General features: G+C 66.7%; 14 protein-coding genes. 11 read left to right on the forward strand and 3 right to left on the reverse strand.

Annotated elements, in window-relative coordinates:
* Positions 1-190 precede the first annotated feature (190 nt).
* On the forward strand, positions 191-754 hold the full coding sequence (locus BU124_RS01505) for an HD domain-containing protein (RefSeq protein WP_084860688.1): 564 nt from the start codon (positions 191-193) through the stop codon (positions 752-754).
* A 43-nt stretch (positions 755-797) separates the two neighbouring features.
* Here BU124_RS01505 and BU124_RS14700 read toward each other — a convergent pair whose 3' ends face one another.
* The gene (locus BU124_RS14700) at positions 798-953 is read right to left on the reverse strand and encodes a hypothetical protein (protein ID WP_179141839.1); all 156 of its coding nucleotides are present in this window, start codon (positions 951-953) and stop codon (positions 798-800) included.
* 97 nt (positions 954-1,050) lie between these two features.
* Here BU124_RS14700 and BU124_RS01510 point away from each other — a divergent pair, with 97 nt between their 5' ends.
* Positions 1,051-1,929: a LysR family transcriptional regulator gene (locus BU124_RS01510; RefSeq protein ID WP_084860689.1), complete on the forward strand. Its 879-nt coding sequence runs from the start codon at positions 1,051-1,053 to the stop codon at positions 1,927-1,929.
* Here BU124_RS01510 and BU124_RS01515 read toward each other — a convergent pair whose 3' ends face one another.
* On the reverse strand, positions 1,930-2,475 hold the full coding sequence (locus BU124_RS01515; protein ID WP_084860690.1) for an ActR/PrrA/RegA family redox response regulator transcription factor: 546 nt from the start codon (positions 2,473-2,475) through the stop codon (positions 1,930-1,932).
* Between the two features lie 62 nt (positions 2,476-2,537).
* On the reverse strand, positions 2,538-3,167 hold the full coding sequence (locus tag BU124_RS01520) for an SCO family protein (RefSeq protein ID WP_084860691.1): 630 nt from the start codon (positions 3,165-3,167) through the stop codon (positions 2,538-2,540).
* Between the two features lie 81 nt (positions 3,168-3,248).
* Here BU124_RS01520 and regB point away from each other — a divergent pair, with 81 nt between their 5' ends.
* From regB to hslU, 9 genes are all read left to right on the forward strand, one after another.
* Positions 3,249-4,625 (forward strand): sensor histidine kinase RegB, encoded by a 1,377-nt coding sequence (regB, locus tag BU124_RS01525; RefSeq protein ID WP_084860692.1) that lies wholly within the window; start codon positions 3,249-3,251, stop codon positions 4,623-4,625.
* 74 nt (positions 4,626-4,699) lie between these two features.
* Entirely contained in the window at positions 4,700-6,247 is a 1,548-nt protein-coding gene (locus BU124_RS01530; protein WP_084860693.1) for a PAS-domain containing protein, read from the forward strand.
* Positions 6,248-6,284: 37 nt separating this feature from the next.
* Entirely contained in the window at positions 6,285-6,758 is a 474-nt protein-coding gene (gene tsaE / locus BU124_RS01535) for a tRNA (adenosine(37)-N6)-threonylcarbamoyltransferase complex ATPase subunit type 1 TsaE (RefSeq protein ID WP_084860694.1), read from the forward strand.
* Positions 6,759-6,797: 39 nt separating this feature from the next.
* The gene (gene addB, locus BU124_RS01540; RefSeq protein WP_245831582.1) at positions 6,798-9,770 is read left to right on the forward strand and encodes a double-strand break repair protein AddB; all 2,973 of its coding nucleotides are present in this window, start codon (positions 6,798-6,800) and stop codon (positions 9,768-9,770) included.
* The gene (gene addA, locus BU124_RS01545) at positions 9,767-13,144 is read left to right on the forward strand and encodes a double-strand break repair helicase AddA (protein ID WP_084860695.1); all 3,378 of its coding nucleotides are present in this window, start codon (positions 9,767-9,769) and stop codon (positions 13,142-13,144) included. Before addB ends, addA begins: the two co-directional genes overlap by 4 nt.
* Positions 13,145-13,205: 61 nt before the next feature.
* Positions 13,206-13,526: a thioredoxin gene (gene trxA / locus BU124_RS01550; RefSeq protein ID WP_084860696.1), complete on the forward strand. Its 321-nt coding sequence runs from the start codon at positions 13,206-13,208 to the stop codon at positions 13,524-13,526.
* Between the two features lie 114 nt (positions 13,527-13,640).
* Positions 13,641-14,198, forward strand: a complete 558-nt coding sequence (gene hslV / locus BU124_RS01555; RefSeq protein WP_084860697.1) for an ATP-dependent protease subunit HslV — start codon at positions 13,641-13,643, stop codon at positions 14,196-14,198.
* On the forward strand, positions 14,195-15,250 hold the full coding sequence (locus BU124_RS01560) for a hypothetical protein (RefSeq protein ID WP_084860698.1): 1,056 nt from the start codon (positions 14,195-14,197) through the stop codon (positions 15,248-15,250). The genes hslV and BU124_RS01560 overlap by 4 nt, the downstream gene beginning before the upstream one ends.
* Before the next feature lie 22 nt (positions 15,251-15,272).
* On the forward strand, positions 15,273-16,577 hold the full coding sequence (hslU, locus tag BU124_RS01565) for an ATP-dependent protease ATPase subunit HslU (RefSeq protein ID WP_084860699.1): 1,305 nt from the start codon (positions 15,273-15,275) through the stop codon (positions 16,575-16,577).
* Positions 16,578-16,592: the final 15 nt, after the last annotated feature.

A 16,592-nucleotide genomic window follows, 5' to 3' on the forward strand; every position in this document is an offset into this window, starting at 1 on the left:
AAATGTCCTTCACGATATAATCCGCGGCCATGGCGGTGCTCCCTGCTGGTATGCTTTACAGGGCCTTTAGCACTGGGCCGCGGGATCGGCAACGCGGACCGCGCGGCCGTCTTGCAAAACCGCGGCGACGCGGGCAAGTGTTCGACATACTCCGGAGGTGGCCTTGAGACAACCGCGCGCCTGGCAACGCATGCTTTCAGGTCGCAGGCTCGACCTGCTCGACCCGACGCCGATGGATATAGAGATCGAGGACATCGCCCACGGGCTGGCCTTCGTTGCGCGCTGGAATGGCCAGACCGAGGGCGACTTCGCCTATTCGGTGGCCGAGCATTCCCTTTTGGTGGAAGAGATATTCGGCCGGTTGGACCCGCGGGCCCCGGTGAAATGGCACTTGGCCGCGCTGCTGCACGATGCCCCGGAATACGTGATCGGCGACATGATATCGCCGGTCAAGGCGGCGATCGGGCAGGGCTACGGCGATCTGGACGCGCGGTTGCAAGCCGCGATCCACATCCGGTTCGGGCTTCCGGCCGTTTTGCCGGCGACCGTGAAGAAGAAAATCAAGAAGGCCGACCGGATCAGCGCCTGGCTGGAAGCCACGCGGATCGCCGGGTTCTCGCAGCGGGAGGCGACCACCCATTTCGGGCGGATCGATCCGGCGTTGGCCGACACGTTCGCGATCCGCCTGCGACCACCGACCCGCGTTCGTGCCGATTTCACCGCCCGGCATGCCGCGTTGATGTCGCACCTCTGAGTGCGCGGACCGCCACGGAGACCGGCGGCCCGCGCGCCGCGCTTCAGCGATTTCCGCTGCTCGGGGCCGTGCGGTGGATCGCTGTCGGTGCCGTCGTGCGGCCGCCCGGGCCAAAGATCCGCTTTTCGGCGGGGCGCGGCTTGTGGCCGACGGTCCGGCGGCTCGCGGTGAACAGGCTTTCTGCAAGAATATTGAACATGTGGCACTCCTTTCGCTGACCTGGTAAGCCTGATATATGAGCGAATAGCGCTCTTGGAAAGTCAGGAACATTTTTCAGATGTTAGTTGATATTTCATATGGACTGGCGTGACGTTCCCTCACTCACGGCATTGCGGGCCTTCGAGGCATCGGCGCGGCTGGGCAGTTTTTCCGCCGCCGCGCGGGACCTGAACGTGACCCATGCCGCCGTGGCCCAACACGTGCGCGCGCTGGAGACACATTTCGACACGCTCCTGATGCAGCGGCAGGGCCGCAGCATGGTGACCACGGCCGACGGGCATCGCCTGGCCATGGCGCTGGCCGAGGCCTTCGGGCTGATCGGGTCGGCCACGGACGACCTGCTGGACAAGGCGGCGCAACGGCCGCTGCGCATTGCCGTCACCCCGTCCTTCGCGGCCAACTGGCTGATGCCGCGGATCGGCGGGTTCTGGGCCGAGCATCCCGATCTGGACGTCGAGATCATCCCCGGTGTCGGCCTGGTGGACCTGCGCGCCGACGGGATTGACGTGGCGATCCGGTACGGGCGCGGCGGCTGGACAGGGGTCGAGTCACTGGCGCTGATCCCGGCGGGCCACGTCGCGGTGGCCGCGCCGGGCCACGTGCCGGGAGATGCCGTGGCGGAGCTGTCGCAGTTGCGGGGCGTGACCTGGCTGATGGATGGTCAGACCTCGGAAGAGCGGCTCTGGGTGGCGACCCATGGCATCGAACCGGAACAGGAGAAGATCAAGATCTTCGCCACGGCGCAGCTGTCAAGGGAAGCGGCGCGCGCCGGGCTGGGGGTTGCGATCCTTCCCGCGCCGCTGGTCGAAGACGAGGTGAGGGCCGGGCGGCTGCGGGCCCTGTTCCGGGAAACGGACAGCGAAGTCGCGTATCACGTCCTGACGCGGCCGGGCATCATCTCGGCCCCGCGCGAGTCCTTCGTGCGCTGGATCACGCGGCAGGCAAGGGCCGTATAGTCAGTGCGGGCTGCGCTTGGCGAGGATGCGTTGCAGCGTGCGGCGGTGCATGTTGAGCCGCCGGGCGGTTTCACTGACGTTGCGATCGCAGAGTTCGTAGACCCGCTGGATATGTTCCCAGCGCACACGATCCGCGCTCATGGGGTTGTCGGGCGGCGGCGGCAATTCGTCCGAGGTGGACAGCAGGGCGTTGGTCACATCCCGGGCGTCGGCCGGTTTGGACATGTAATCGGTCGCCCCCATCTTGACCGCGGCAACGGCGGTGGCAATGGCCCCGTAGCCGGTGAGAACCACGATGCGGCTGTCGGGGCGCTGCTCGCGCAGAAGCTCGACCACGTCCAGCCCGTTGCCGTCTTCCAGCCGGAGGTCGACGACGGCATAGGCCGGCGGGCGGGCCTTGGCGATGGCGGTGCCCCCGGCAACGCTCTCGGCTGTTTCCACGGAAAAGCCGCGCTTCTCCATCGCCTTGGCAAGGCGCCTGAGGAATGCCTCGTCGTCATCCACGATCAGGAGTGACGGGTCGTCGCCGATCTGCGCTGGGTCCATGATTGCGGTCTCCGGTGAAATCTATTTCATGTGCCACAACCTAGCATGCGCTGGTTAAAACTCTAGCCTGTCGCCGCGTCGGCAAAACAGGCGATGCTGTCGGCCATCTCATCGGGTGTGGCGTCGCGGCGATAGAACTCGACGAAACCCGCGTCGGGCAACACTAGGTAAGACATCGTGGTATGATCCACGAGGTAATAGTCATCCTCGGTGTCTTCCTTCTGGAAGTAGGTCTTATAGGCCTGCGACGCCGCGCGAACCTGCTCGGGCGTGCCCGTAAGGCCCAGCATCCGCTCGTGAAATGCATCGGTGAAATCCGCCAGCCGCTCGGGCGTGTCGCGCTCGGGGTCGATCGAGACGAAGACCGGCTTTACGTGAAGGCCGCGTTCGTCGAGAGTCTCAACCGCCATGGCGTTTCGCATGTTATCTGTCGGGCAGATATCGGGGCAGAAAGTGTAGCCGAAATAGAGCAGCGTCGGGCCGGTTATCACGTCGTCTTCCGTGACGGTGCGCCCTTCCTCGTCGACCAGCTCGAAGGGCCCGCCGATATCTGCGCCTCCGACTGTGGTCTCGCGGCACTGGGCGAACTGATCATCCTGTGCGAACGGTTCGTCGGAATAGACCAGATAGGCACCAAGGAGGCCCGCGGCGGCGGCGACCGCTGCCGAACCAGCAAGAATCGTTTTCTGCATGATCTTTTACTCTGCACTTGATTTATCAGTATTTAGGCATCCGTTATCCACCATCAACCTGCACAGGGACATCGTGGCACAATGGCGCAGCCCGACGCGGAAACTTTCGCCACCCACCAGCGCAGCAACTGGGTGCGGCTCAGGACCCTGGTGATCCTGCGCTGGGTCGCCGTAACCGGGCAGACGGCAGCGGTGCTTGTCGCGCTGTATATCTTCAACCTGCGGCTGGAGACGGGCTTGATCGCCATGACCATCGGCACCGCCGTGCTGGCCAATATCCTGTCGACCTTCCTCTTTCCCGAGAACCGCCGCCTGAACGAGGACGAAGGCGTGATGATGATGGGGTTCGACCTGCTGCAACTGGGTGTGCTGCTCTATCTGAGCGGCGGTCTGAGCAATCCCTTTTCTCTGCTTATCCTCGCGCCGGTGACGATCGCCGCCAATGTCCTGCCGGCGCGCAGCACGATCCTGTTGGGGGTGGTCGCGATCGGTATCATCAGCGCGCTGACCCAATGGCACGTGCCATTGCTGACGGCCACGGGCTTTCCGCTCGAGCTGCCGCAGCTCTTCGTCTTCGGGTTCTGGGTTGCCCTTGTCACCGGGATCGTATTCATCGGGCTCTATGCGCGGCAGGTCACGCAAGAGATCATGTCGATGAGCGAAGCGCTGGCCGCGACCCAGATGGCGCTGGCGCGCGAACAGAAACTGACCGACCTCGGCGGCGTTGTCGCGGCTGCAGCGCACGAGCTTGGCACGCCGCTGGCCACGATCAAGCTGGTCAGCAGCGAGTTGATCGATGAGCTTGACGAGGGGTCGGAGCTGCGCGACGACGCGGTCCTCATCCGTGACCAGGCGGATCGCTGCCGCGACATCCTGCGCTCGATGGGCCGGGCCGGCAAGGATGACAAGCACCTCCAAACCGCCCCGTTCGAGACCGTGATCCGCGAGGCGGCCGAACCGCACACCGGGCGCGGAAAGACCGTAGAAATCCGGATCGCGAACGACTCGGACCCATCTCGGCAACCCGTCGTCCGCCGTCAGCCCGAGATCATTCACGGCATCCGCAACCTTGTTCAGAACGCGGTGGATTTCAGTGCCTCGACCGTGCGGATCGAACTGAGCTGGTCCGAGCAGACCCTCGGCGTGCGGATCATCGACGACGGGCAGGGGTTTTCCTCGTCGGTACTGGGCCGGATCGGCGACCCCTTTATGCGGCGGCGGCGCTGGCAGCTTCTGGACGACCGCCGCCCGGGTTACGAGGGCATGGGCCTTGGGCTTTTCATCGCCAAGACACTGCTGGAGCGGTCGGGCGCCAGCCTGACCTTCGCCAATGGCGGCGCCCGGGCGCTGGCCAACCGGTCCGGCGGGGCCGTGGTGAGTGTCACTTGGCCCACCGATGCCATCGGCACGGCACAGGGGACGACCCGACCGCTGGGAGAAAACGAACGGCTCGCCTGACCGGTCGCACAACTTAACCGCGAATTAACCAATCGCACCGACCTTTGGGCCGACACCTGCCAGAGGAGTGCGCCATGATCCTGCCCGAAACTGCCCAAGCGTTGCTGGCCGCCGGGCTCGGCCTCACTGCGGCGACGCTGCTGTTTCTCTGGTGGACGCGGGTGAATTCCGCCCGGGCCCTTGCCGCGCGGCGTCTGCTGACTGACAGCCGCGGCAGCACCGCGCTGGTCTTCGACGATCATGTGCTGGTGGATGCCACGCCCGAGGCACGCAAGCTCTTGCAACAGGCCCGCGACGGCGAAACGGACTGGGACAGGCTCGTGTCGGCACTGGGCCCGCGCTTTCCCGACCTGCGGGCCCAATGCGCCGACCTCGCCGATCTGGGCCGCAAGACGATTCCCGCCGCCGACAATTCCGACACGGTGGTGGACGCCACCTATCTTGACGGAATCGTGCGGCTGGAAATGACTTGCGAGGCGGATGGCGTTGACCCGGCCGAACGCCTGATCGTCGCGGCGATGGAACAGGAACTGACCCTGTTGCGGAGCATCGGCGACACTGCCCCTCAACTGATCTGGCAATGCAGTCCGGCGGGTGAGTTGGCCTGGGCCAACCGCGCCTATCTGGACCTGGTCGAGCGTGCCTCTCCGCCCACAGGCGACGACCCTCTGCCCTGGCCGCCGCACGACCTGTTTCACGATCTGGCCCGTCCCGACGTCGCTGGGCCGGTGGTCGAGCAGAAATGGGTGTCCTCGGCCGGCCATCTTGCCCCCCGGTGCTACGAGATCACCAGCGTGCGCCGCGATCTTGGCACGATGCACTATGCCGTGGACATCACCGAAGTTATCGAGGCACGGGAAGACCAGCAGAAGTTCGTCCAGACCCTGACCAAGACCTTTGCGCAGCTTTCCGTCGGCCTCGCGATTTTCGACAGGGATCGGCGCCTGAAACTGTTCAACCCGGCGCTGCTGGATCTGCTCGGGCTGCCGACAGACTTCCTGATCTCGCGCCCGCAGATCGGCCCGTTCCTCGACCGCCTGCGCGAGGCCCGGATGGTTCCCGAACCCAAGGACTATGCTGCCTGGCGGACCGAGGTCGAGGCGATCGAGGCTGCAGCCGCGGACGACCGCTACCAGGAGATCTGGGACCTGCCGAACGGCCAGACCTATCGCGTCACCGGCCGCCCGCATCCGGACGGTGCGCTGGCCTTCCTGTTCGAGGACATCTCCGAGGAACTGTCCCTTACCCGCCGGTTTCGAGCCCAGATCGAGATGGGACAGGAAATCCTCGATTCCATGGAAGAGGCCGCCGTGGCCTTCGGCGCCAACGGCGAGATGGTCATGTCGAACCGGGCCTATCGCCGGCTTTGGGGCAGCGAGGGGCATCTGGGCCTTCGGGCCTGTTCGTTCTCGGACGAACTCGCGGTATGGCGTGAAAAGACCGCGCCCTCACCACTCTGGCACGAGCTCGGGACGTCGTCCGCTCCGCGTGAAGAGACCTTCACGATGCAGGACGGCCGCCATTTCACGCTGGACTGTTCCACGCTTTCGACGGGGCATCGGCTGATCCGGTTCACGCCGGTTGACGCGGCCGCGCAGGCACCGGTTGCGCGGACCGGATAAGGGTTGTCGCCGGCTGCCAGACCCATAGTCTGGCCGAATGACCGCGACCGACCATTGCCTGTTCCTTCGCTCCGAGGCCGAGACCGATCGCCTCGGCAAGGCGCTCGCGCCGCTGTTTCGACCCGGTGATAAGCTGTTGCTTTGGGGCGAGATCGGCGCGGGCAAGTCCGCCCTCGCCCGCAGCATCATCCGCGCACTCTGCGGCGCGGACACCGAAGTGCCCTCACCGACCTACACCCTTGTGCAGACCTACCCCGCGCCGGCCGGTGACATATGGCACAGCGATCTCTATCGCCTGGGCGATGCCGAGGAGGCGCTGGAGCTGGGCCTGATCGATGCTTTCGAGACGGCGATATGCCTGGTCGAATGGCCCGACAGGTTGGGCCCCGACATGCCCGGTGACGCGCTGCAAATTCACCTGGCGGCCACGCCCGACGGCCACAGCGCCCGGCTGTCCCTCACCCCGGCTTGGGCCGACCGGCTGGCCGGTGCCCTCGCAAGCGCCCCGTGAAGCGGGCATGGCCCCTCGGGCCGGATTGTCCCGTTTCCGATGACGCTCTACACCGGTGGCGTCATCCGCCGCGAGAGGTGCTACATGCGTGACTCAAGGCTTTTCGCCATCCCGACCGGATGCGACTTCGGTCGCTGCTTCCTGGACGGGCTGGACCAGCGGTTAGGCCACCTCGCGCCAGAGGACTTTGCCCGGATCGAGATCTTGGTGAACACGCGCCGCACCCAGCGTCGACTCCGCACGCTTTTCGACAGCGGACCGGCCCGCCTCTTGCCGAGGCTGAGGCTGATTACGGACCTAGGGCAGGATCCGAGCTTTAACGACCTGCCGCCGCCGGTTTCCCCGCTGCGCCGCCAGCTCGACCTGACGAACCTTGTCGGCAAACTTCTCGAACAGGACCCGACGCTTGCCCCGCGCGAAAGCCGCTTCGCCCTGGCCGAGAGCCTGGCCGCGCTCTTTTCCGAGATGCACGGCGAGGGTATCGACCCCGCGCGGATCGAAAACCTGGATATCGCGGACGAATCGGGCCACTGGCACCGGGCCCTGCGGTTCATGACCCTGGTCCGGCATTATTTCGAGCAAACCAACCCGGACCCCGACCCCGAGGCCCGGCAACGGCTGGTGGTTGAACGGCTGGGCCAGCGCTGGCAGGAGGCCCCGCCCGAGCATCCGGTCATTGTGGCCGGATCGACAGGGTCGCGCGGAACAACCGCAGAACTGATTCGGGCCGTGGCCGGGTTGCCCCGGGGATATGTCGTTCTGCCCGGTGTCGATCGGGACATGCCCCGGTCGGTCTGGGACCGAATGACCGCCGAGGCCGGCGGCGAGGACCATCCGCAATTTCGCTTCAAGGCGCTTGGCGAAATGCTGGGGATACACCCGGCCGATATTCCGCGCTGGATCGACACGGATGCGCCCGAGGCCGGCCGATGCGCAATGGTCTCGCTGGCGTTGCGCCCCGCGCCGGTCACCGACCAGTGGATCACCGACGGGCCCGCCCTGCCAGACCTCGCGGCCGCTACGGCCGGCCTCACCCTGCTGGAGGCCCCCAGCCAGCGTACCGAAGCCGCGGCCATCGCCCTGCGGATGCGCCAGGTGGCCGCCGAGGACCGCACCGTCGCGCTTGTCACCCCTGACCGGGTCCTCGCGCGGCAGGTCACCTCAGCCATGGAGCGGTGGGGCATCCTGCCGGATGACAGCGCCGGAACGCCGCTGCACCTGACCCCGCCCGGGCGCTTTCTGCGCCATACCGCCGGCGTGCTGGCGCGGCGGCTGACGCCGGAGGCGCTCTTGACGCTGCTCAAGCATCCGCTGTGCCATTCGGGCGCGCGGGGCCGCCACGGGCTTTGCACGACCGCGCTGGAACTGCATCTGCGGCGCTACGGTCCGGCCTTCCCGACGGGTGACACGCTGCGGGCCTGGGCCGATACGGGCGAGACCCACGACCCCGATCGCCACCGCTGGGCGGACTGGCTTGCCAAAAACCTGCCCGCGCTTTGGTCGAATGAAAGCCGCCCACTGAGCGACTGGGTGACGCGCCATCGCGCGCTGACCGAGGGGCTTGCCGCCGGCGCCGAAGGGGCCGGGACGGGTGAGCTTTGGCAAAAGGCCGCCGGGCGCGAGGCCCTGCGCATGATGACCGACCTGGCCGACCATGCCCCTGTCGCGGGGCCGATGACCGCAACGGATTACGAGGCCCTGATCGGGCAATATCTGTCAGGTGGCGAAGTCCGCGACCGAGAAACAAGCCACCCGAGAGTCCTGATCTGGGGGACGCTGGAGGCCCGGGTCCAGAGCGCCGACGTGGTCATCCTGGGTGGTCTGAACGAGGGCACCTGGCCCGAACCCCCGGCGCCCGACCCCTGGCTCAACCGCACGATGCGGCGCCAAGCCGGACTGCTCGCCCCCGAACGCCGCATCGGACTGTCGGCGCATGACTTCCAGATCGCCATCACCGCGCCCGAGGTCGTGGTCAGCCGGGCCATCCGCGACACCGAGGCCGAAACGGTGGCAAGCCGCTGGGTCAACCGGCTGTTGAACCTCCTTGGCGGGCTGACCGACACCGGCGGCCCCGAGGCCATCGCCGCCATGCGCGCCCGCGGCGAGGCCCTGCTGCGGGCCGCGGCCGCGCTCGAAACACCCGCCGATGGGGTCGCCCCGGCGGCGCGCCCCTCGCCGCGACCCCCGGTCGCGGCGCGGCCCTGGCAGCTGTCCGTCACCCAGATCAAGACCCTGATCCGCGATCCCTACGCCATTTATGCCCGGCACATTCTGAGCCTGAACCCGCTCGATCCCTTGGTCAAATCCCCCGATGCGGCCCTGCGCGGCAATATCATACACGACATCCTCGAGGCTTTCCTGCCACGGTGCCCCGATCCGGCTGATCCGGCGGCGCGCCGCCTGTTGCTGGAGGTCGCCGAGAACGTGCTGGCCCGCGACTGCCCCTGGCCGTCGGTACAGCGGCTCTGGCTGGCCCGGGTGGACCGCTTCGCCCGCGCCTTCCTGGCGGATGAAGTCGCGCGGCAAGACCGGGCCGAACCCGGCGCACTGGAAAAGACAGGCAGGGTTACGCTCGACGATGTCGATTTCACGCTGACGGCCAAGGCCGACCGGCTGGACCTGACGAGCGATGGCGCGGTCTGGATCTATGACTACAAGTCGGGTGCGGCGCCGTCGAAAAAGGCACAGGAGCTTTACGACAAGCAGTTGATCCTCGAGTCCGCGATGGTCGAACGCGGCGGATTCGAGGCCCTCGGGCCCGCCCCGGTCGCCGGGGCGGAATACCTGCAACTGTCGTCGGATGTGAAATCCGTGCCCGCCCTGCTCGATGCCAACGATGGCGACGTCTGGGCGCGCTTCACCACGCTGATGCGGCGCTGGGCCGCCGACGACCTCGGCTATACCGCGCGCCGCTCGAACATGGCGGCCGGCGAGGCGGGCACCTACGACCACCTCGCGCGCTATGGCGAGTGGGACGAGACGCATGACGCCACCCCGCAGGACCTGCCATGACCATGGACGAGGCGACGCGCGCGCAGGTCGACGCGGCCGATCCCCATGCCTCGACCTGGCTGGCGGCCAATGCCGGGTCGGGCAAGACCCGCGTTCTGACCGACCGGGTGGCGCGGCTTCTTCTGGCGGGCACCGATCCGCAGAACATCCTGTGCCTGACCTACACCAAGGCCGCGGCCTCGGAGATGCAGAACAGGCTGTTCCGACGGCTGGGCGCATGGGCCATGATGCCCGGAGGCGAGTTGCGCGACGCCCTGACGCGGCTTGGCATCGCGGAGCGGATCGACGCGGACTATCTGGGGCGCGCGCGGCGGCTCTTCGCGGCGGCCATCGAGACCCCGGGCGGCCTGAAGATACAGACGATCCATTCCTTCTGCGCGGGCATTCTGCGCCGTTTCCCGCTGGAGGCCGGGGTCAGCCCCCAGTTCCGAGAGATGGAGGACCACGAGACCGATCTGCTGCGCAACGACATCCTCGAGGCCATGGCCGAGGACCACGACACGCCGCTGGTCGATGCTCTGGCACGGCAGTTCACCGGCGCCGAGATCGCCAAGCTGCTCAAGGAAATCACGGGTCAGTTCCATGCGTTTCCAGCCTCAACGGACCCTGATAAATTCGGTACAGCCTTTGGGGTTTCCGCCGATATTTCTGTCGACGATCTGATCGCAACGCGCTTTACCAGCGCCGACAAGACGCTTCTGGCCCGATCGGTCGAGATACTCAAACACGGCGCATCGACCGAGGCCAAGGCTGCGGTGCGCCTGGCCGAGATCAGTCCCGGTGACATGTTCGATCCGGCCGACCTCGACATCATGGAAAGCGTTTTTCTCTACGCGTCGGGCGCCAAGGCGCAGACGGCCAGGATCGATGCCTTTCCCAACAAACCGACGCGCGCGGCCCATCCCGAGCTCTGCGACGCGCTGAACGACCTGATGCAGCGGGTCGAGGACACGCGCGCCGCGCGGCTGCAATGCGGCGCGCGCGACAGGACCATGATCCTGCACCGCTTCGCCGGGGCCTTCGTGCGACGCTATACCGCCGAAAAACAGCGCCGCGGGGTGCTGGATTTCGACGACCTTATCCACAGGACCCGCGCACTGCTGACCGATCCGGCGGTGGCGCAATGGGTGCTGTTCCGGCTCGATGGCGGGGTCGATCATATCCTCGTGGACGAGGCGCAGGATACCTCGCCCGCGCAATGGGCGGTCATCGACCTGCTGACCCAGGAATTCACCAGCGGCCAGGGCGCCAGCGCCGACAGGGACCGCACGATCTTCGTCGTGGGTGACCGCAAGCAGTCGATCTATTCCTTCCAGGGGGCCGACCCGGAGCATTTCGGCACCAAGCGCGAAGAATTCGGCACCGCTCTGGCCGATATCGGCCAGAATTTGCGCCCGCGCGAGCTATTGTATTCCTTCCGGTCCTCGGCGGCGATCCTGTCGCTGGTGGACAGCGTTTTCGTCAGCGACACCGCCGACGGGGTGGACAGCGGCTTGACCCACCTGCCCTTTCACCCCGACCAGCCCGGGCGCGTGGATCTCTGGCCGGCGCTGGAAAAGGCCGAGCAGCCGCAGCCCGACTGGGACGACCCCACCGACCATCCCGCCGCGAGCGATCACGAGATCGCCCTTGCCCGCCGCATCGCCGCCGAGATCGGCCGCATGATCCGAGAAGAAACCCTGACCGTGCGTGATAACGGCACCTGGGTCCGGCGGCCGATCACGCCCGGGGACTTTCTGATCCTCGTGCGACGGCGCAGCCGCCTTTTCACCGAGATCATCGCCGCCTGCAAGGCCGCGGGGTTGGCGATTGCAGGGGCGGACCGGATGCGCCTGGGCGATGACCTGGGCGTGCGCGACATCCTGTCGTGTCTGCGGTTCCTGGCCCTGCCCGAGGATGACCTTTCTCTGGCCGAGACGCTCAAGTCACCGATCTTCGGCTGGGGCGAGGCGGATCTTTACGCAGTCGCGCAGGGCCGGCCGCGCGGCCAGTCCCTGTGGGAGGCGCTGCGCCAGCGCGAGGCCGATTTCCCCGACACGCTCGCCGTGCTGCACGACCTGCGCGATCGGGCGGAGTTCCTGCGCCCCTACGACCTGATCAACCGGATACTGCTGGCCCATGACAGCCGCCGACGGATGATCGCGCGGCTGGGCCAGCAGGCCGAGGACGGGATCGATGCGCTCTTGGCGCAGTCCCTTGCTTACGAGCGTTCGGCCGTGCCCAGCCTGACGGGGTTTCTTGCCTGGTTCGACGCCGAGGACATCGAGATCAAGCGGCAGATGGATTCCGCCGGGGACCGCATTCGTGTCATGACGGTGCACGGGGCCAAGGGGCTGGAAGCGCCGATCGTCTTGTTGCCCGACACCAGCGACCGCATCCCCGGCCCGCGGCAGGAAATCCTGACCACCGGCCCGGTGCCGGTCTGGAAGCCGCGCAAGGACGCCGACCCCCCCGAGGTGGCCGAGATGCGCGCGCAGGCTATCGCCGCCGAGTCGCGCGAATTCCGGCGGCTGCTCTACGTGGCGCTGACCCGCGCGGAAAGCTGGCTGATCGTGGCGGGGGCGGGCAAGATCACCGAGGCGGGCGAGAACTGGTATCACATGGTGCGCGACGGGCTGGACCACCTCGGCGCGGTCGAGATGGACAGCCCGACCGCCGGGCCGATCCGCCGGTTCGAGGTGGGCAACTGGAATGCCGCACCCCTCAAGACCGACAGCCCACAGGACACGGACACCGCGCCGCTTGCGGTGCCCGACAGCCCCGTCGCCGCGCCCGACCCGGCCGCGACGACGCTCGCGCCGTCGGACCTTGGCGGGGCCAAGGCCCTGCCCGGCGATGACGACGAGGACGAAAACGACATCGCCAAGGCGCGCGGCCGGATCATTCATACCCTGTCCGAGACCCTCCCAACCCTGCCCCCGGCAGACCGTGCGCCGCTCGCACAGACACTGGTGGCGCGCCACGCTGACCGGGGCCTTGTGCCGGACGCCGCCGCGCTGATCGACGAGGTGCTGGCGCTGCTGTCCGATCCTGACCTCGCCGAGATTTTCGAGGACGGCCTGGCGGAAGTGGATATCACCGCGACGCTTCCCGCGCTCGCCTACCGCCGCATTCACGGCGCGATCGACCGGCTGCTGGTCACCGAAACCGAGGTGCTGGCGGTCGATTTGAAATCGAACCGGGCGGTCCCCGATCATGTCGAGCAGGTGCCCGTGGGCCTGCGCCGGCAGATGGCGGCCTATCGTGATGCACTGGTGCAGGTCTACCCCGACAGGCCTGTGCGCACCGCGCTGCTGTGGACCCGAACCGCCACCCTGATGACATTGCCCGACGAGATGCTGACACGCGCCCTGGCCGAGGTGGGCACATCTTGACGGCCCGCACCGGCATCCATACTTTTCAATCCTGAAATATTCTCAAGCCCAGGAGATCCCAATGGCTACCGTTGCTGTCACCGACGATACGTTCGATGCCGAAGTCCGTCAGTCCGATGTCCCCGTCGTGGTGGACTTCTGGGCCGAATGGTGCGGCCCCTGCAAACAGATCGGCCCCGCGCTGGAGGAATTGTCCGAGGAGATGGCCGGCAAGATCAAGGTCGCCAAGGTCGACGTGGACCAGAACCCGATGTCGCCCGGCCAAATGGGCGTGCGCGGTATTCCCGCCCTGTTCATCTTCAAGGATGGCCAGGTGGTTTCAAATAAGGCCGGCGCGGCGCCCAAGGCCGCCCTGCAGAGCTGGATCGAGGAAAGCATCTGATCCCGCGCCACCCGTGGCCGACAAGGGGCGCCCCATTGGGCGCCCTTTTGCGTTGCGGGCTTGAGTCCCACAGCCCCGGGAGCCATATCGGGGTGGCGACTGAAAGGACACTGCATGGCGCAACAGGATTTTCCCGGCTGGCACGGCACAACGATCGTCGCGGTGCGCAAGGGCGGCAAGGTGGTGATCGCGGGCGACGGGCAGGTCACGCTGGGCCAGACCGTGATCAAGGGCACGGCGCGCAAGGTGCGCCGCATCAGTCCGGGCGGGCACGAGGTGATCTGCGGCTTTGCCGGGTCCACAGCCGATGCCTTCACCCTGCTCGAACGGCTGGAAAAGAAACTGGAGTCCACCCCCGGCCAGTTGCAGCGCGCCGCGGTGGACCTGGCCAAGGACTGGCGCACTGACAAGTACCTGCAAAAGCTCGAAGCCTTCCTGATCGTCAGCGACGGCAAGGATCTTTACGTCATCACCGGCGCGGGCGACGTGCTGGAACCCGAACATGACGTCACCGCCATCGGATCGGGCGGCAACTACGCGCTGGCCGCCGGTCGCGCCCTGATGGACAGCGACATGGAGGCCGAGGACATCGCCCGCCGGGCCATGGCGATCGCCGCGGATATCTGTGTTTATACCAATGGTAGCCTGACAGTGGAAACCGCCGAAGGATGATCGAGCGCGACGACCTTCGCGCGGGTGTTGCCGCCGGGATCGTGACCGAACGGCAAGCCGCCGCGCTGGCCGCACTGGCCGACAGCCGCCGCGGCGCGCGCGAGGGGCTGTCGCCGGGGGACGAGCCCTTCGAGCTGTTCAAGGGCTTCAACGAGATCTTCATCGTGATCGGCCTGCTGATCCTGGCCGCGGGCTGGATCGGTATGAATGCCGTCACCATGGCCACCGAGGTGGTGAATTACCGCACGCAGGTCATCACCATGGCCGGTGTCGCGGCCGTCGTCCTGTGGCTGCTGTCGGAATACTTCGTCCGCCGCCGTCGCATGGTGGCCCCGGCCATCGCGCTGTCGGTCCTGTTTGCGGGAAATGCCGGTGCCGGGTTTATCGGCGGCTTCGCGCAGCCCTTCATGGTCGCGCAAGAGGATTTCTCGAGCCTGCCCTGGCCCGTCGTCCTGACCACCCTGGCGCTGGCGCTGTTCTGGCTGCGGTTTCGGGTGCCCTTCGCCATGGCGATGATCGCGGTGGGGCTGTTCGTGGTGGCGATGCTGCTGGCGGCAACGTCGGCCGGATCACCGGAGAGTTTCGACGACCTGTTCCTGTTGTCGGCGGGCGGCCCCTTCGCCTGGATCACCCTGGCGCTTGGCCTGCTGGTCTTCGTCGCCGCGATGTGGTTCGACACGAGCGACCCGCACCGCGTGACCCGCCGGTCCGCCAACGGCTTCTGGCTGCACCTCGTCGCCGCGCCCGCGCTGGTCAACACCCTGGCGCTGAGCCTTCTGGAAACGGATGGATCGACCCCGCTTTTACTGATCGTGCTGGCCTTCTTCGCGCTGGTGGCCATCGTGATCGACCGACGGTCGTTCCTGATCGCCGCGATCGGCTATGTCGTCACCCTGTCGTTCACCGTGCTTGGCGAGGACAGCGCCGCGACGACCATCGTTGCACTTGGTGCCGTCCTTCTGTTGCTGGGCGCCTTCTGGGAGGCGATCCGCGCCCGGTTGCTGCGCGCCATGCCGTTTCTGCCGCATGACAGGCTGCCACCCTCGACCTGATCCGACCCTGCAAAGGACACCCATGACCGACCTGACCCCCCGCGAGATCGTATCGGAGCTTGACCGTTTCATTATCGGCCAGAAGGACGCCAAGCGCGCGGTCTCGGTGGCCCTGCGCAACCGCTGGCGGCGCAAGCAGCTTGGCGACGACCTGCGCGACGAGGTCTATCCCAAGAACATCCTGATGATCGGGCCCACCGGCGTCGGCAAGACCGAGATCAGCCGCCGCCTGGCCAAGTTGGCCCGGGCGCCGTTCCTCAAGGTCGAGGCGACAAAGTTCACCGAAGTGGGCTATGTCGGGCGCGACGTGGAACAGATCATCCGCGATCTGGTGGATGCGTCGATCACGCAAACGCGCGACTACATGCGCGAGGACGTGAAATCCAGCGCCCACCAGGCCGCCGAGGATCGTGTCATCAATGCCATCGCCGGGGACGATGCGCGCGAGGCCACGCGCGAGATGTTTCGAAAGAAACTCAAGGCGGGCGAGTTGGACGACACCGTGATCGAGCTGGAGCTGCAGGACAATTCCAACCCGCTCGGCGGGATGGAGATGCCCGGTCAGCCGGGTATGGCCCCGGGCACGGACCTGGGCGCGATCTTCGGCAAGGCTTTCGGCGGACGTACCGTCAAGAAGCGCGTCACCGTCGCCGACAGCTATGACCTTCTGATCAACGACGAGGCCGACAAGCTGCTGGACGACGAGCTGGTAACGAAACAGGCGGTCGAGAGCGTGGAACAGAACGGCATCGTGTTCCTGGACGAGATCGACAAGGTCTGCCGCAACGCCGATGCGCGCGGCGGGGATGTCAGCCGCGAGGGCGTGCAGCGCGACCTGCTGCCGCTGATCGAGGGCACGACCGTCAGCACCAAGCACGGGGCGGTCAAGACCGACCACATCCTGTTCATCGCCTCCGGCGCGTTCCACACCGCCAAGCCCTCGGACCTGTTGCCGGAACTGCAGGGGCGGCTGCCGATCCGCGTGGAACTGCGCCCGCTGACCGAGGGAGATTTCATCCGGATCCTGACCGAGACGGACAATGCGCTGACCCGGCAGTATACCGCCCTGATGGGCACCGAACAGGTGACCGTGACCTTCACCGAGGAGGGCATCGCGGCGCTGGCCCGGATCGCCGCTGAGGTGAACGAGAGCGTCGAGAACATCGGCGCGCGGCGGCTCTACACGGTGATGGAGCGCGTCTTCGAGGACCTGTCCTTCACCGCGCCGGACAAGGCCGGCGAAGAGGTCATCGTGAATGCCGATTTCGTCGAGGATCACCTCGGCGAACTCAGCCGCTCCGCCGACCTGAGCCGCTACGTGCTCTGAGCCTTTCAATCCGGC

The organism is Salibaculum halophilum (assembly GCF_002094885.1).
GTDB classification, from domain to species: domain Bacteria; phylum Pseudomonadota; class Alphaproteobacteria; order Rhodobacterales; family Rhodobacteraceae; genus Salibaculum; species Salibaculum halophilum.

Excerpts from the sequence above, each read along its gene's own strand:
- BU124_RS01505 (WP_084860688.1), top strand. The coding sequence starts at position 191 with ATGCTTTCAGGTCGCAGGCTCGACCTGCTCGACCCGACGCCGATGGAT.
- BU124_RS14700 (WP_179141839.1), bottom strand. The coding sequence starts at position 953 with ATGTTCAATATTCTTGCAGAAAGCCTGTTCACCGCGAGCCGCCGGACC.
- BU124_RS01510 (WP_084860689.1), top strand. The coding sequence starts at position 1,051 with ATGGACTGGCGTGACGTTCCCTCACTCACGGCATTGCGGGCCTTCGAG.
- BU124_RS01515 (WP_084860690.1), bottom strand. The coding sequence starts at position 2,475 with ATGGACCCAGCGCAGATCGGCGACGACCCGTCACTCCTGATCGTGGAT.
- BU124_RS01520 (WP_084860691.1), bottom strand. The coding sequence starts at position 3,167 with ATGCAGAAAACGATTCTTGCTGGTTCGGCAGCGGTCGCCGCCGCCGCG.
- regB (WP_084860692.1), top strand. The coding sequence starts at position 3,249 with ATGGCGCAGCCCGACGCGGAAACTTTCGCCACCCACCAGCGCAGCAAC.
- BU124_RS01530 (WP_084860693.1), top strand. The coding sequence starts at position 4,700 with ATGATCCTGCCCGAAACTGCCCAAGCGTTGCTGGCCGCCGGGCTCGGC.
- tsaE (WP_084860694.1), top strand. The coding sequence starts at position 6,285 with ATGACCGCGACCGACCATTGCCTGTTCCTTCGCTCCGAGGCCGAGACC.
- addB (WP_245831582.1), top strand. The coding sequence starts at position 6,798 with ATGACGCTCTACACCGGTGGCGTCATCCGCCGCGAGAGGTGCTACATG.
- addA (WP_084860695.1), top strand. The coding sequence starts at position 9,767 with ATGACCATGGACGAGGCGACGCGCGCGCAGGTCGACGCGGCCGATCCC.
- trxA (WP_084860696.1), top strand. The coding sequence starts at position 13,206 with ATGGCTACCGTTGCTGTCACCGACGATACGTTCGATGCCGAAGTCCGT.
- hslV (WP_084860697.1), top strand. The coding sequence starts at position 13,641 with ATGGCGCAACAGGATTTTCCCGGCTGGCACGGCACAACGATCGTCGCG.
- BU124_RS01560 (WP_084860698.1), top strand. The coding sequence starts at position 14,195 with ATGATCGAGCGCGACGACCTTCGCGCGGGTGTTGCCGCCGGGATCGTG.
- hslU (WP_084860699.1), top strand. The coding sequence starts at position 15,273 with ATGACCGACCTGACCCCCCGCGAGATCGTATCGGAGCTTGACCGTTTC.